This window comes from Pseudomonas sp. DSV-1 (assembly GCF_035830915.1).
Lineage (GTDB): Bacteria > Pseudomonadota > Gammaproteobacteria > Pseudomonadales > Pseudomonadaceae > Aquipseudomonas.
In genome coordinates this window covers 4,900,638-4,915,105 of record NZ_JAYMYG010000001.1, presented here as the reverse complement: position 1 = coordinate 4,915,105, position 14,468 = coordinate 4,900,638, and the positions used below count along the sequence as shown (strand labels likewise).

The 14,468-nt window shown below is 59.0% G+C and carries 15 protein-coding genes and 1 pseudogene; 4 read left to right on the top strand and 12 right to left on the bottom strand.

Annotated elements, in window-relative coordinates:
- Together VSQ83_RS22790 and VSQ83_RS22785 are read right to left on the bottom strand one after the other, a co-directional pair.
- Positions 1-1,365 carry a heavy metal sensor histidine kinase gene (locus VSQ83_RS22790; protein ID WP_326427580.1) on the bottom strand — a complete coding sequence of 455 codons (1,365 nt, stop codon included), beginning with the start codon at positions 1,363-1,365 and terminating at the stop codon, positions 1-3.
- Entirely contained in the window at positions 1,358-2,032 is a 675-nt protein-coding gene (locus tag VSQ83_RS22785) for a heavy metal response regulator transcription factor (protein WP_133079103.1), read from the bottom strand. The genes VSQ83_RS22790 and VSQ83_RS22785 overlap by 8 nt, the downstream gene beginning before the upstream one ends.
- A gap of 138 nt (positions 2,033-2,170) precedes the next feature.
- Here VSQ83_RS22785 and VSQ83_RS22780 point away from each other — a divergent pair, with 138 nt between their 5' ends.
- Positions 2,171-2,647 carry a GlcG/HbpS family heme-binding protein gene (locus VSQ83_RS22780; RefSeq protein WP_133079104.1) on the top strand — a complete coding sequence of 159 codons (477 nt, stop codon included), beginning with the start codon at positions 2,171-2,173 and terminating at the stop codon, positions 2,645-2,647.
- Between the two features lie 36 nt (positions 2,648-2,683).
- Entirely contained in the window at positions 2,684-3,094 is a 411-nt protein-coding gene (uraH, locus tag VSQ83_RS22775; RefSeq protein WP_326427579.1) for a hydroxyisourate hydrolase, read from the top strand.
- Positions 3,095-3,199: 105 nt separating this feature from the next.
- On the opposite strand, the gene VSQ83_RS22770 is transcribed toward uraH, so the two are convergent.
- Genes VSQ83_RS22770 through VSQ83_RS22750 form a run of 5 tightly spaced genes read right to left on the bottom strand, consistent with a single transcriptional unit; the run spans position 3,200 to position 7,385 of the window.
- The gene (locus tag VSQ83_RS22770) at positions 3,200-4,423 is read right to left on the bottom strand and encodes a methyltransferase (protein WP_326427578.1); all 1,224 of its coding nucleotides are present in this window, start codon (positions 4,421-4,423) and stop codon (positions 3,200-3,202) included.
- A complete protein-coding gene (locus VSQ83_RS22765) occupies positions 4,404-5,093 on the bottom strand; it encodes an ABC transporter permease (RefSeq protein WP_046810328.1) in 690 nt (229 codons plus the stop codon). The genes VSQ83_RS22770 and VSQ83_RS22765 overlap by 20 nt, the downstream gene beginning before the upstream one ends.
- Positions 5,093-5,785, bottom strand: a complete 693-nt coding sequence (locus VSQ83_RS22760; protein ID WP_133079107.1) for an ABC transporter permease — start codon at positions 5,783-5,785, stop codon at positions 5,093-5,095. Before VSQ83_RS22760 ends, VSQ83_RS22765 begins: the two co-directional genes overlap by 1 nt.
- 57 nt (positions 5,786-5,842) lie before the next feature.
- The gene (locus VSQ83_RS22755; RefSeq protein WP_019824783.1) at positions 5,843-6,598 is read right to left on the bottom strand and encodes an ABC transporter substrate-binding protein; all 756 of its coding nucleotides are present in this window, start codon (positions 6,596-6,598) and stop codon (positions 5,843-5,845) included.
- A gap of 13 nt (positions 6,599-6,611) precedes the next feature.
- The gene (locus VSQ83_RS22750; protein WP_326427577.1) at positions 6,612-7,385 is read right to left on the bottom strand and encodes an ABC transporter ATP-binding protein; all 774 of its coding nucleotides are present in this window, start codon (positions 7,383-7,385) and stop codon (positions 6,612-6,614) included.
- A 543-nt stretch (positions 7,386-7,928) separates the two neighbouring features.
- Between VSQ83_RS22750 and gabP the strand changes: the two genes are divergently transcribed.
- Positions 7,929-9,317: a GABA permease gene (gene gabP, locus VSQ83_RS22745; RefSeq protein ID WP_326427576.1), complete on the top strand. Its 1,389-nt coding sequence runs from the start codon at positions 7,929-7,931 to the stop codon at positions 9,315-9,317.
- A 92-nt stretch (positions 9,318-9,409) separates the two neighbouring features.
- On the opposite strand, the gene VSQ83_RS22740 is transcribed toward gabP, so the two are convergent.
- From VSQ83_RS22740 to VSQ83_RS22730, 3 genes and pseudogenes are all read right to left on the bottom strand, one after another.
- Positions 9,410-11,629: an ATP-binding protein gene (locus VSQ83_RS22740; RefSeq protein WP_326427574.1), complete on the bottom strand. Its 2,220-nt coding sequence runs from the start codon at positions 11,627-11,629 to the stop codon at positions 9,410-9,412.
- Complete coding sequence (locus VSQ83_RS22735) at positions 11,626-12,231, bottom strand: biliverdin-producing heme oxygenase (RefSeq protein WP_219262602.1); 606 nt, start codon at positions 12,229-12,231, stop codon at positions 11,626-11,628. The genes VSQ83_RS22740 and VSQ83_RS22735 overlap by 4 nt, the downstream gene beginning before the upstream one ends.
- Positions 12,232-12,324: 93 nt before the next feature.
- Positions 12,325-12,501, bottom strand: a pseudogene (locus VSQ83_RS22730) (DUF1016 N-terminal domain-containing protein); the annotation flags it as partial.
- Between the two features lie 116 nt (positions 12,502-12,617).
- Between VSQ83_RS22730 and VSQ83_RS22725 the strand changes: the two are divergent.
- Complete coding sequence (locus VSQ83_RS22725; RefSeq protein WP_133079111.1) at positions 12,618-12,863, top strand: DUF1272 domain-containing protein; 246 nt, start codon at positions 12,618-12,620, stop codon at positions 12,861-12,863.
- 71 nt (positions 12,864-12,934) lie between these two features.
- Here VSQ83_RS22725 and VSQ83_RS22720 read toward each other — a convergent pair whose 3' ends face one another.
- Entirely contained in the window at positions 12,935-13,795 is an 861-nt protein-coding gene (locus VSQ83_RS22720) for an alpha/beta hydrolase family protein (RefSeq protein WP_326427744.1), read from the bottom strand.
- A gap of 59 nt (positions 13,796-13,854) precedes the next feature.
- On the bottom strand, positions 13,855-14,325 hold the full coding sequence (locus VSQ83_RS22715; RefSeq protein WP_133079113.1) for a hypothetical protein: 471 nt from the start codon (positions 14,323-14,325) through the stop codon (positions 13,855-13,857).
- Between the last annotated feature and the right edge of the window lie 143 nt (positions 14,326-14,468).

Sequence of the window (14,468 nt, the reverse complement as noted above, 5' to 3'; positions counted from 1 at the left end):
TTACAGGCTGAATCCCAGCTCAAACAACGTGCCGCTGGCATCGCTCACCACCCGCACCTGGCCGCCATGCAACTGCATGATCGAATGCACTATCGCCAGGCCCAGGCCGCCAGAGTCACCCGGTTGTGCCCGTGACGGGTCTGCCCGGTAAAAGCGGTCGAACAGTTTGTCGATATGTTGCGGATCGATCGCCGGGCCAAGGTTATGCACGCCAATCCAGCAAACCCCGGTCTCGTCGCGCCGCAGCAAGCGTACCGTCGAACCGGGCTGGGCATGGCGCACGGCATTGGCCAGCAGGTTGCCCAATGCCCGTTGCAGCAGTTGCTGATCGGCCATCAGCGACCCGCCGAGCTGATTGTCCAGGTGCAATTGACGATCCTCGGCCAGCGCCTCGAAGTAATCACACAGCCCGTCACCCACCTCAGCAAGGTCCAGCACTTGCAACTGCAACGGGCGCTGGCCGTGTTCGGAGCGGGCGAGAAACATCAGGTTTTCTGCCATGCGATTGAGCCGTTCATATTCTTCGATATTCGACGCCAGCACCTCCTGGTACTCGGCCGGGCTGCGTGACTGGTTCAGTGCCAGGCTGTTGCTACCCAGCAAGTTGTGCAAAGGCGTACGAATTTCATGGGCCAGGTCGGCGGAGAACTGCGACAACCGTGCAAAGCTGTCTTCCAGGCGAGCGAGCATGGCGTTGAGTGCCTGTACGGGCTCTTTGAGTTCGGCAGGTACGTTGTCAGCGGTCATGCGTTGATCAAGGCTGCGTGGGTCGATGCCAGCCATGGCGTGGGTCAGTTCGCGTAAAGGTGTGAGGCCGCGACGCAGCAGGAGCAGGCCAAGACCGAAAGCCAGCAAGGCACCCAATCCCACCGCGCCGTATAAACGCATGCGATAGCTGGCGAGCATTTGCTCACGCTCATCAAGACGCTTGCCTACGGTTACTCTCAAGGTTTCCCCTGCGGGACCTTGCGCCATCCCGGCCAGCAACACGGTCGTGCCTGCGATTTTGATATCCGAGCGCCGGGGAGCTTGTGCTTGAGCAATCGGCTGCACAGGGGGCAAGGCTTGTTGATGGGGGTTGATGGCAATGAGCGGGGTGCCGTCCTCGCGGTTGACCAGCAACACGCTGTCCAGGTTGCCCAGCATGTTTTGATACAGGCGCGGGCGTTCCTGCAGGGCTTCCAGGCTGTCGCTGTCATGCAACAGGGCACGGACCTGTTCAAGGCGCCCCAGCAACGCCTGATCGTCACGAAACGCCAGTTCCGAGGCCAGTGAGCGATACAGAAACACTCCGATCACACTCAGCACCAGTGCGCAGGTCAGGGCAATCGCCAGCGCCAGACGCCAGGCGATGGATTTACTCATCGGGCGCTTCCAGCTGATACCCGACCCCACGCACGGTGTGGATAAGTTTGGGCATATAGGGGTCGTCGACCTTGGCGCGCAACCGGCGCACGGCGACTTCGACCATATTGGTGTCGCTGTCGAAGTTGAGGTTCCAGACCTGGGAAGCGATCAAGGTGCGTGACAAGACTTCGCCCTGGCGGCTGGCCAGCAGTTGCAGAAGCGAGAACTCCTTGTTGGTCAGGCTGATGCGCTGGCCGCCCCGGCTGACGCGGCGGCGCAGCACGTCGATTTCAAGATCGGCGATGGCATACGACTCGGCTTCGCGCATGGGACCACGGCGCAGCAAGGTACGAACCCGGGCGAGCAGCTCGGCAAAGGCAAATGGCTTGAGCAGATAATCGTCTGCGCCCAGTTCGAGGCCGCGCACGCGGTCTTCGATGGCATCCCGGGCAGTTAAAAACAGCACCGGCGTGGCGCCGCGCTGGCGAATCAGTTGCAGCAATTGCCAGCCATTGAGTCCCGGCAGCATCACGTCGAGGATGATCAGGTCGTATTCCTGCTGTTCGACAAAGTAACGGCCGTCCAGCCCGTTCAGTGCCACATCCACCGCAAAGCCTGACTCCTTGAGGCCCTTGGCCAGGAAATCTGCCGTCTTGGCTTCGTCTTCAACCACTAACAAACGCATCGCACACCTCGATCAATCGTCTGCACAGGCTAGGCGCCTTCGGGTGTGTTGCCTATTACAAACTTGTAATGCAACTGACGGAGTTCTGACGAGGGTCGCTGGTTAAGGTGGGCGCATTCGTACAGGAGCTAGCCAAAGATGCTGAAAACCTTGTTGTTGTGGACTGCCGTTGGCGTTGCCGGCGTGGCCCAGGCAGCCCCGAATCTGGTGCGCCATGCCGATCTGGATCTGGTCACCGCCCGCCAGTTGGCGGATGCGGCCCTCAAGCACTGCACCGGTGCGCTGAGCGTGCTGGACCGTGGTGGCAACGTGTTGATGTCGATGCGTCCAGAGAGTGTTGGCCCGCACAACCTGCTGGCCAGCCAGCGCAAAGCCTACACGGCACTGTCGACCAAAACCCCGACCCGTTTGTTTGCCGAGCGTGCACGCAGCAATCCTGAGGCGAGCAACCTTAATTCCATCGCCGAACTGTTGTTGTTGGGAGGTGGTGTGCCGCTGTTTGCCGAAGGCGAACTGGTGGGAGCCATTGGCGTGGCCGGTGCTGGCGGTGCGGAGCAGGACGAAGCCTGCGCAATAAAAGCGGCGCAACAGATTGGCCTGACGACTCAACGCTGAGTTGATTGTTTTTTAACCATTATTAGAGGATGACCGATGAAATCTTTGCGAATCACTTTGGCGGCTTTGAGCCTGAGCGCTGTGTCGAGCCTGACACTGGCCGCTGGCAACCCGTTGAGCGTACACGTGCTCAACCTTGAAAACGGCCTGCCGTCACCGGGGGTCAACGTGACCCTGGAAAAACACGTGGGTAAAGACTGGCAGCCGCTGGCTCAGGGCGTGACCAATGAACAGGGTCGTATTGGCGAACTGTTCCCGGCCAGGCAAGCGTTCGAGGCGGGTGAATATCGAGTGGTGTTCAAAACCGGTGAGTATTTCAAGAAAGCTGGCCATGAGACGTTCTTCCCGGAAATCCCGGTGATTTTTGAAGTGAAAAACGCCGATCAGCATTACCACATTCCGCTGCTGCTCAGCCCGTACGGCTTCTCGACGTACCGCGGTTCGTAGGCCTGCAACAACCTGTGTGGGAGCGGGCTTGCTCGCGATGGGATCGCTGTGGTTTACCTGTCAGACCGCAGCGCCTGAATCGTGAGCAAGCCCGCTCCCACAGGGTTATGCACAGCGTTGCGCAAGCATCATCAAATTACGCGGCGTCAGCTGGCTGTCGCAGAACTCGCCGACCTGTACTTCATAGCCGTTTTCCTTCAGGTACAGCGCTCGATCGAGCACCAGCCACACCTCCAGCGGGCGACGGAAAAGCCCGCGCACCAACTCCAGATTGCGCACCTGTGCCAGTCGTTTCCAACCTGCTGCTTCCAGTGCCGACCAATCTTCCCTGCCGCTTGTGGATAAGTTTTTCAGCGCTGCCAAATCTTCGCAGTACTCGGCAAACGGCTTGTTCAGCCAGGTACTCGGCAGCGAAGGTGTGGATAAATATTCATCGCACTGACGGTGCTGGCGCTGCCACAGATCAAAACCCAAACGCCGCGCCATCGACTCGTCGCGCTGGCGCCTAACACGGGCGCCAGCGGTCACGGTCTCGCTCATGGGCAGGCTCAGGTCCTCCAGTGACAGTTGCAAGTGCGAAGCCCTGGCGGCTGTGGATAACGGCTGACAGTGCGGCGCGCTGATGCGGTTGTAGCAGCAAGGCGACACGGCAAGTTGCCCACAGCCCGCCGCGCACGCCAGTTGCAGCAGGCGCACATGCAAATCGCCGCAGGCATGCAGCGCCACCGGGGTCATCCCGGGGGTGAGCTGCAAGGCCGCTTCGGGCGCGAGCACATCCTGTTGAACATGGCGCACGGCCAAGTGATGGCGCTGGCTGAGTTGCTGGCCGGACTCGATCAAAGCCGGGTCATATTCCAGGCACGTCAGTTGTTGCCCGGGGCTTAGCAGTCGACGACCCAGATGACCTTTGCCCGAGCACCAGTCCAGCCAGTGGGCGGGGATTTGATTGAAGGTCAGGCTCCGGGCGAAGGCTTCAATCTGTTGCCACTTGCGTCCCGGCACGTCCACCTGCAAACGCTGGCTTGCGGGCGCAAGCGGCTGGGTGGGCAGGCGGTCAACCGAACTCAGGGCGAGGGAAGTCGCCGCCAGTTCAGGGAACGGCGCAGGGGCAGGCAAGTGTTGGGGGTTGTTGTGACTGGCTTCGGCGTCTTGCAACGAACGCTGGCGCAACCAGTGCGCCAGTTCGGGGTGTTGCGCTTCCCACGGCATGTTCAGATGAGTGAATGGCCGTGGGCGCCACAGGTGCTGGTGGTCGTGCAAAAACCTGTCCAGCGCCTCAAAGCGGGCGAGCAGCGGCTCGCCCTCGTGGTCAGCGGCCCTGGCAGGCATCGACGCGCAACCAGCGCTCCAGCAGCTTGAACCCCTGGATCAGTACAAACGACATCAGCAGGTAGATCGCCCCTGCGGTCAGGAACATGTCCACGGTCAGGTAGTTGCGGGCGATGATGGTGCGCGTCATGCCGGTCAGTTCCAGCAGGGTCACGGTACTCGCCAGCGAGCTGGCCTTGAGCATCAGGATCACTTCGTTGCTGTACGCCGGCAGGCCGATGCGCGTGGCGCGGGGCAGGACGATATGCACCAGGGTCTTGAAGCGCGACATGCCCAGGGCCCGTGCAGCCTCGATTTCACCCGGCGGGATGGCCTGGATCGCGCCGCGCAGGATCTCGGCGATGTAGGCGGCGGTGTGCAGGGTCATGGTGATGATCGCGCACCAGAACGGGCTGCGCAGATACGGCCACAACGCGCTTTCACGCACCAGATCGAACTGTGCCAGGCCGTAATAGACCAGAAACAGCTGGATCAGCAGTGGCGTGCCACGGAAGAAAAAGATGTACGCGTAAGGCAGCGAACGCACATACCAGAGTTTGGATGAGCGGGCGATGCCCAGGGGGATGGCCACGATCAGACCGGCGATCACCGAAATTGCGGTCAGCTCCAGGGTCAGGGTCGCGCCCTGCATCAGCTTGGGCAGCCATTTGAGGATTACTTCCCACTCCATTACGTCCTCCTCACGAAGCCGCGCGCTGCGCGTTTTTCAAGCACGTGCATGGTGCCCATGGCCAGTACGGTCAGGCCCAGGTACATCACGGCTGCCACCATGTAGAAGGTGAACGGGTGTTTGGCGAAGGTCACGGCGTTTTGCGCCTGGCGCATGATTTCTTCCAGACCGATGACCGACACCAGCGCGGTGTCTTTCATCAGGATCATGAACAGGTTGCCCAGGCCGGGCAGGGCGATACGCCACATTTGTGGCAGAACCAGCTTGGTGAAGATCCGCGGTTTGGACAAACCCAGTGCCATGCCCGCTTCGCGGTGGCCTTTGGGGATGGCCAGAATGGCGCCGCGAAACACTTCAGTGGCATAGGCACCAAAGCACAGGCCCAAGGCGAGTACACCCGCCGCGAAGGCGCTGAGGGTGAGTTCGGGCATGCCGATGTATTCGCCGATGGCGCGCACCAGATTCACGCTGCCGAAGTAAATCAGCAACACCCAGAGCAGTTCGGGAACACCACGAACCAGGGTCGAATAGGCGCCGCCCAACCATCTAAGCGGTTTGTAGGGGGATGTTTTGGCCAAGGCACCGAGCAATCCGAGCACCAGGCCCAGACACAGCGCAGTAAGTGCCAGTTTGACGGTCATCAGCGCGCCAGCGGCAAGCGCCGGGCCGAATCCGTATAGATCGATAGTCATGGGGTAGGCAGGCTTTGCTAGGGACTGTCGCGCCCGCAGGCGCGACGGTCAGGCAGGTCAGTAGATGCTGAACGGGAAGTACTTGTCGTTGATCTTCTTGTACGTGCCGTCTTCAACGATTTGCTTGAGGGCCAGGTTCAGCTTGGCGCGCAGTTCGTTGTCGCCTTTACGCAGGGCAATGCCGACTTTGTCGTCTTCGTTGACCGGCTCACCCTTAAACTCGTAAGCCTGGCCAGCCGGGCTTTTGAGCCAGTCGTAGTTGGCGTACTTATCTGCCAGCAAGGCATCTACACGGCCCGAAGTCAGGTCGAGGTAGGCGTTTTCCTGGGTGTCGTACAAGGAGATGGTCGCGTCGGTGCCCAGGTTGTCATCCAGCCAGGTTGCGGCCTGAGTTGAACGCTGGGTGCCCAGGGCCTTGCCCTTGAGGGACGCGATGTCGGTTTTGAAGTCGACTTTTTTCGGTGCGATGAACTGCTGCTTGTTGGAGTAGTACGGGTCGGTGAAATCGACCGCTTGCTTGCGTTCGTCAGTGATGGACAGCGAAGACACGATGAAATCGTATTTTTTGGCGTTCAGGGCCGGGATGATGCCGTCCCAGTCGGACGTAACGATTTCGCACTCGGCTTTCATCTTGGCGCACAGAGCCATCGCGATATCGGGGTCGAAGCCCACGACTTCGCCACTGGCGTTTTTGTTATTGAACGGTGGGTAAGCACCCTCAATCCCTACTTTGTACTTATCAACAGCCAGGGCGTTGGCGCTGAAAACCAGTGTGGCGGCAGCGGCCATGAGAAGCTTTTTATAGTTCTGCATTCGTGTTGCTCCGTTAGCGGTTGCTGGACATGAATTGTTTACAGCGCGCCGAAACCGGGTTGTCGAACACCTGTTCTGGCGACCCTTGCTCTTCGATCAGGCCCTGATGCAAAAACACTACTTCGCTGGACACCTGACGGGCAAAGCCCATTTCGTGGGTGACCAACAGCATAGTGCGACCTTCTTCGGCGAGCGCGCGGATCACACTAAGTACTTCTTGAACCATTTCCGGGTCAAGTGCCGATGTTGGTTCATCGAACAGAATGACTTTGGGCTGCATGGCCAGCGTGCGGGCAATTGCCGCGCGTTGTTGCTGGCCGCCGGACAATTCGGATGGATAGGCATGGCGCTTTTCGCCAATGCCGACCTTGGCCAGCAATGCTTCGGCGACTTCGATGGCCTCGGCCTTGCTCTGGCCCAGCACCCGACGCGGAGCCTCGATAATGTTGTCGAGGATGGTCATGTGCGGCCACAGGTTAAAGTTTTGAAATACAAAACCCAGTTCACTGCGCATGCGGTTGATCTGCTTGCCGTCGGCCGCGATCAGTTCGCCATTTTTGGCTTTCTTGAGTTTGAGCTCTTCACCGGCGACCAGGATCTGGCCGTCGTGGGGGTTTTCGAGCAGGTTGATGCAGCGCAACAGGGTGGATTTGCCGGAACCGGAAGAACCCAGGATCGAGATCACGTCGCCGTCGCGTGCGGTCAGCGAGATACCTTTAAGTACCTCAAGCTCGCCGTAGCGTTTGTGCAAGTTGCGGATTTCAAGCGCGAGCGTGGCCAAAGCCATGTGCGTTCCTCATTGTGTTCGGGTGCGATCCTGCTGTTGGGCGGCCTTCCTGGCGCAGGCCAAGCTAGCATAGGGTTGCAGAGGCAACCAGCCGCCCTGAAGACACAAAAGACGTGAGGGTGGCAGTTTGTCGCATCGCTACAGCAGAGTGTCGCGCCGACAACAACCGACCCCGTATTTCGCCGTTCGGCCAGACAGGTGTCGCTTAAAAAAGGTCGCGATGTTGCCAGCTTTGGCCCGGTGTTGGAAGCGCGAACCTACTAAAGGTTAAAGATGTGCACTGCTTTTGAGCCATATGGGCAATTTTGGGTATTTTTGGTGCGCCGATAGCCCTGGAACTGAGTGTTACGGTAACAAATGGGCGAAAAGCCATTACGCTCAATGGGTTGCAGTGTGTGTTGCAAATCGTTGCAGCCCGCGGAAACCGTGCATTTGTCACATTCTGGCTCAGTTATTGCGTCAAAGATTCTAAACGCCCCGTTGGTTACTTTTTACGAAAGTCAACGCGGGTGCTCGGAATGGCTTCAATGAAAGGTAGTCCCAATGAGCAATACGCAATCCTCTAATGGTCTGGAACAAGGGCTTAAGCCACGGCATGTGACCATGCTGTCGATTGCCGGAGTCATCGGTGCCGGTTTGTTTGTCGGCTCTGGACACGCGATTGCCCAAGCAGGTCCAGCTGTGCTGCTCGCTTATGCCGCAGCAGGCACCCTGGTGGTACTGGTCATGCGCATGCTGGCCGAAATGGCCGTTGCATCCCCTGACACCGGTTCGTTCTCCACTTACGCCGACCGTGCCATCGGGCATTGGGCCGGTTTCACCATCGGCTGGCTGTACTGGTGGTTCTGGGTACTGGTTATCCCGCTGGAAGCCGTCGCCGCCGGTACCATCTTGCATGCATGGTTCCCTGACACGGCGATCTGGGTATTTACCCTGGTCATTACCCTGTTGCTGACGGTCACCAACTTGTTCAGCGTCAAGAACTACGGTGAGTTCGAGTTCTGGTTTGCCCTGGTCAAAGTGCTGGCGATCATTGGCTTCATTATCTTGGGTCTACTGGCGATTTTCGGCTTCCTGCCTACCAGTCAGGTCAGCGGTGTCGCGCATCTGTCCGATACCATCGGCTTTATGCCCAACGGCATGGGCGCCGTACTGGCTGCCATGTTGACCACCATGTTCTCGTTCATGGGGACTGAAATCGTCACCATCGCGGCGGCGGAGTCCAAGGATCCAAGCAAGCAAATCACCAAGGCCACCAACTCGGTGATCTGGCGCATTGGCTTGTTCTACCTCGTATCGATCTTCATCGTTGTGGCCCTGGTGCCGTGGAACGACCCGGCGCTGGCACAGTTGGGCTCCTACCAGACCGTACTTGATCGCATGGGTATCCCGAATGCCAAGCTGATCGTTGATATCGTGGTATTGATCGCGGTAACCAGCTGTCTGAACTCGGCGCTCTACACCTCCTCGCGGATGCTGTACTCCCTGAGCAAGCGCGGTGACGCACCGGCTGCGGCCAAGCGCACCAATGCTGCGGGCACGCCTTACTGGGCGGTGATGATGTCCACCGGCGCAGCTTTTGTAGCGGTATTCGCCAACTACGTGGCTCCGGCTGCGGTGTTCGAGTTCCTGCTGGCCAGCTCTGGCGCCATTGCGCTGTTGGTGTACCTGGTGATTGCCGTGTCGCAACTGCGCATGCGCCAAAAGCGTACGGCTCTGGGCGAGAACATCTCTTTCAAGATGTGGCTGTTCCCGGGGCTGACCTACGCGGTGATCGTCTTCATCGTGGCTATTCTGACGATCATGTTGTTCCAGGAAGCCCATCGCGTTGAAATCATGGCTACCGGTTTGCTGAGCATTCTGGTGGTGTCGGCGGGCCTGCTGGTGGCACGTCGTCGCATTGAGAAGTTGGGGGCAACGGTACTCAACTGAGGCCAGGACGGTTCTTGCGGTTGAGTCACCAAAAAAACCGCCATCCTTCGGGATGGCGGTTTTTTTATGGGCGTTGAAATGGCTGAGTCCTGTCAGAGCATTCTTGACACGGTAAAGCGAAATTCGCTGCCTTCTCCCGGCGTGCTTTGCGCTACTAGCTGGCCGCCATGGGCCTTGATAATGCCCTGGGAAATGTACAGCCCCAACCCTGTGCCCAGCGCGTTGCCTTCTTTTGCTGTCCAGTATCGATCGAAGATGTGCGGCAACTGCTCGGGGGCAATACCTTTGCCCGAGTCCCGCACGCTGAAGACGATATCGTCGCCGTTGGACATGGCCACCACACCGATTTTGCCTTGCGCCGGGGTGAACTTGATCGCATTGCCGATCAGGTTGGACAAGACCTGAAACAGACGCTCCGGGTCGGCATTGATTTTCAGGTCGGGTTCGGCGTGAAAGGTCAGCTCCACCGCTTTGTCCAGCGCCAGTGCCTCTTCAAAAATCTGGGTTACATCCAGCGGTTGCGGGCTGATGGTGTAGCGCCCGGCCTCGATTTTCGAAGTGTCCAGCAGGTCATCAAGCAGCACGCTCATGCGGCTGCTGGCCTGTTGCATGGTGTCGATGGCCGACGTGATACGCCGCGAGGTGTGCGGGCCCTCGCTGCTGAAGGCCTTTTGCATCATGCCGCAGAGCATTGAAATGATGGTCATGGGGTTGCGCAGGTCGTGGGACACCACTGCCACCAGTTCGTCCCGTGCCCGTACAGCCTGTTGCTCTCGCAGCACCTGGCGCGACAGGTCGTTTTCCAGGGCCGAGCGGCGCAGGTCATTGGCGGCAAACAGATCGCCGTGGCTCCATTGTGCAGAGATGCCGTCCATCTCGACCTTCCAGATTTCGAAAGAGGTGCGCGGGCTCAAGCGCAGGCCATTGCTGCCCGCTTCAAGGTTAAGCGGCTTGTTGGGGTCGCCGCTCCACTTGATGCTTTCTTTGACTTCACTTCGAAACCACAACACGGCGTTGTCCACAGGCTTGGGCAGGGTCATGGCCAGCAAGCCGCTGGCAATGTCCTTGTACTGCGCTGCCGGGGCATGGAGTGCGCTGAGGTTGTGGCTGGACAAGACTGGCTGGCCACTGTCCTTGAACCATTGGTACAGCCCGCGAATATCTTCTGAAGACGGGCACAGGCCATAACGGTGCAGCACCTTGTCTTCCAGAATGGCCACGCCGCTGGCACCGGTCAGTGCCATCAATGCTTCAGGCATGTGCGCCAGGCCATCAAACACGGCTTCGGTGCTTTGCACCATTGCCCTGTTCAGGCGCACCAGGGCATCCATTTTGGCTTCGCGTTGGCGGCTGATCTCCAGCGTCTGCAGGGCGCTGATTTGCAGGGACAGTACCTGGCCGATGGTTTGGCAGGCCATGCGCAGTTCATGGGGCACATGCAGTCTCTGGCGGTGCCCGCAACTGATCAGGCCCCACAGGCGGTCGCCGTCCATCAACGAAATGCTCATGGATGACAGCACGCCCATGTTTTTCATGTACTGGCAGTGAATCGGTGAAACGCTGCGCAATACGGCTCCACTCAGGTCCAGCGCCTCGCCGGTGTCGGGGCGCAGTTCGGGAATCAGCGGTACTGGCTGGTAGTCGGCATTGGGAATGATGCGCAGCCAGTGAGTGCGGTAAAGCTCACGGGCTTGCTCCGGGATGTCGGAGGCCGGGAAAAACATGCCATTGAACAACTCCATCGCGGGAGAGGATGCTTCGGCAATGACCTGGCCGTGGCCTTCATCCTGGAAGCGATAGATCAGCACCCGATCGTAGCCCGTCAGCGCCTGAATCTCGCGAACGCAAATTTCATACAGCGCGGGGAGAGTTTTGGCGGATTGCAGGCGTTGCAGCATGCGGCTCAGGTTGCGCACTTTGTTCATCGTGCTGTGGATTTCTGATGCATCGGGCTTGAGCTCAAGCTCCAGCACCAGAATGCCCTGGTCGCGGTGCAGCAGGCCTTCGTATTCGCGCCCCAGCAGGCTCAAGGCCAAAGGCGGCGCATCGGTCAGCGTGTCATGGGCGCCAGCCTGCTGTACCGCGTCAGCCGCTTCAGGGCCGGTAAGAGCGGCCAGTGGCAGCCCCAGCAGCGATTCGGCACTGTGGCCAAACATGGTCTGCACATTGCGACTGACTTGTTGAATGCGCAGGTCGGGCTGCGACAGTGTCACCAACAGGCCGTGGGGTTGAATGGCCCCGGGAAAGCGGATGGGTTCATCAGCACAATTGGCCAGCAAGCGTTCAAAGGCTTGAGGGTCCTGTGGATTCATAACAAAACCTCCTGTCGTTCGAGCCATTGCTCGAAGCAGCTAAACGTAGAGCAGGCGGCCTGTACGGCTTCGCCTCGCGCTTGAGCGTCGAGGGGTACGCTGCCCAGAAAATCCATGAATGCCTTCCATTGCCGTCCTGTTGCTTCGCCGTAAACGTAAAGAAAAGCGCAGCCGTTGTGTGCATCAAGTCCCAGGCGTTCCGACATCTGTTTGCGCAGCACATTACCGCCCAGGGTTGCGCCTTCGAGCACATACAGCACACCCAGAACGCTGGCCGGGCTGGAGAGTACGGGGAGGGTGTCGCACAGCGCGAGCGACTGGGTGTTGACCCCCAGAGCCTGCAGGTCCCGATGCAATGCGGGCGTCTTGAGCCGTGCATGCAGGTCAAAACCGGGTGTCATCAAAGGGCTGTGTTGCAGCCGATCTTCCAGCTCGTGATAGAACCCGTAGTAGGCGCTCAACAGGCGCTTATAGCGTTCGAGGTCGAGGGTGTCGCAGAAGAACGGCAGGCGTTTTTCAAGGGCGACATGAAGTGTTTGAGTGCCAGAACGCAGCTCGTTCAAAGCGGGCGATACCGCTGATAAAGTTTGGTCTTGTGGCATGCCTTGTAAGAGGGCTCCCTGTGTGCGCGAGAAGTCGACGCTCAAGATTGTAGGAGCTCATGGCATCAAAAAAGTGCAATTAATTTGCCGCTACAGGGCGCGGAAATGGGTCCAGCTCAATTCGTGACGCAGTGCGTCACAGTTTGGAAAGGCCTGATAGAACAAGCGCATATATCGCAAATTTGAAGCATCAAAGCCTTTCCCGAATTCAGCCGTCAGGGCCTTGGCCAGCGTTGGCAGGAGTTGCTTGCCATACTCGGCCCGTGCCGCACATTGACCGGAGGGGTCAATGAGAATGTCACTGCCATTTTGTATTAGCAGTTGGTTTTTTGCGTGAAGCGTCTTAAATATAACGATGAAAACTACCGGTCCTATGTGAGGTGCTCATGCTCGAATTACGCCCCAGTTGCGAATGCTGTGATTGCGACCTGCCTCCTGATTCGGCACAAGCGCGGATTTGCTCATTCGAGTGCACCTTTTGTGCAACGTGCACGGAGCAGCATTTGGGAGGGCTTTGCCCCAATTGCGGCGGGGAGTTGATGGTGCGTCCGCGCAGGCCGGCCAACAAGCTGGCAAACAATCCGCCGTCCAGCGAGCGTGTGTTCAAGCCTGAAGGCTGTGCTGCGCGTTGATTGTCTGAAATCACCGACTGTATCGGACAGGCAGATTGTGGGCTTGCTCGCGATACAGGCAGTGCGGTCTTTCAGGGGGTGTTACTGATCACCTTTCCCGGCACATCCGTCGCCAATTCCCCTCGTTGCAACCACTGCAAGGCAATCGGCCATAAGCTGCTTTGAAAGCGGCTGTGAAAAAACGCGAAATGGCCGATGGCTGTTTCGCCGATGTCTTGCGGCTGGATGCGCAGATGCGTACGCGAGCTGGCGCTGAAGTAACCCAGCAAGCGCTCGATGGCGGCTACGGTGCCGAAGGGATCGTCACTCAGGCTGATGGCGAGGGTTTTGGCAGTAACGGAGCCAAAAGGCAGGGCTGCGAAGTTGCGCGCGCTGGGAAGGTTTTCGTAGCGTGTGCTCAAGGCGCTCCAGTCCTTGACCACGCCCGACGGGGTGTCTTCGAGCCAGCCCAGGCGCTTGCCAGGGAAATAACCGCACACGCGGGTCAGCAATGGCATGACTCCGTGCCACTTGGCGAGCATCTGCCAGCGCTGTGCCGGCGCGTAGTCGCGCCAGTGAGCAAATTGCGCGCCCACGGTCACCAGATGGCGAATAGCCTGCCCAGAAGCCATCAGGCCCGCTGCACAGCCGCCAAAGCTGTGGCCGACAACATCGATCGGCTGGCCGGGGTATTCGCGCTGTGCACGCTTGAGGAGGGCTTCAGCGTCCAGCGCGCCCCAGTCCGACCACGTGGCTTCAAAACCGCGCAACGATCCGCTGCGCGAGGCGCCAATGCCGCGATAGTCGAACAGCATCACGTCCAGGCCGTGGCTGAACAGGTAGTGGGCAAACCGCGAGTAGTACAGGCAGCGCACCGAGGTGGCGGCGTTGATGATCACCACTGCGCGTGAGGTGTCTGGTGTGGGTTGGCGCCACTCGAAACCGCCCAGCAGGTAACCGTCAGCAGCAGGCTCGGTAAACGCCCGGCTGACAGGTTCGAGCAGGGCTGCTGTCAGTGCGCGCTCCGGGCGTTGCGCTCGGTCAGCAGGCGCGAGGCTTCGACGTAGGCTTTCTGGAATGCTGGCGTTTCGATCCAGGCCACGGCGCTGTCTTCGTCATCGCCATAGACGGCAATGCGGTACTCGATCAACAGGCCCATCAGGAAGTCAGTGGCAGGTTCTTCTTCCTCTTCCGAGATCACCAGTTCCAGTACCGGGTATTGCAGGAACACGGTGCACATCGTTTGCAGGCTGGTGGCCTCGGCGGCTTTCATGGCCTGGAACAAGTCGTCGTAATCGGCGGGGTCAAAGCCGTTGTCGAGGATGTCCTGGAAGTTGAACGTGCTGAGGTCGATTTTTACGTCATCGAACGGATTGTCGATCAGTGTGCCAGCCGAAGCTTTGCCCGGCTTGCCGATGCGGTTCTGCTTGGCTTTGGTCTTGGCCCGCTGCGCGTGCTTTTGCTGTTTCTTTGGCGTTGCCATGAACGTGTGTCCTTTACGGGCTAAGGGGGTATTGAACCTCAGGTTTTGGGGATCACCAAGCGAGGATCATGGATTGAGCCAATTATCGGATGTGAAACCGGGCCAGCCGGGAACCTATCTCACCCGGTTCGCTCACATGTCAG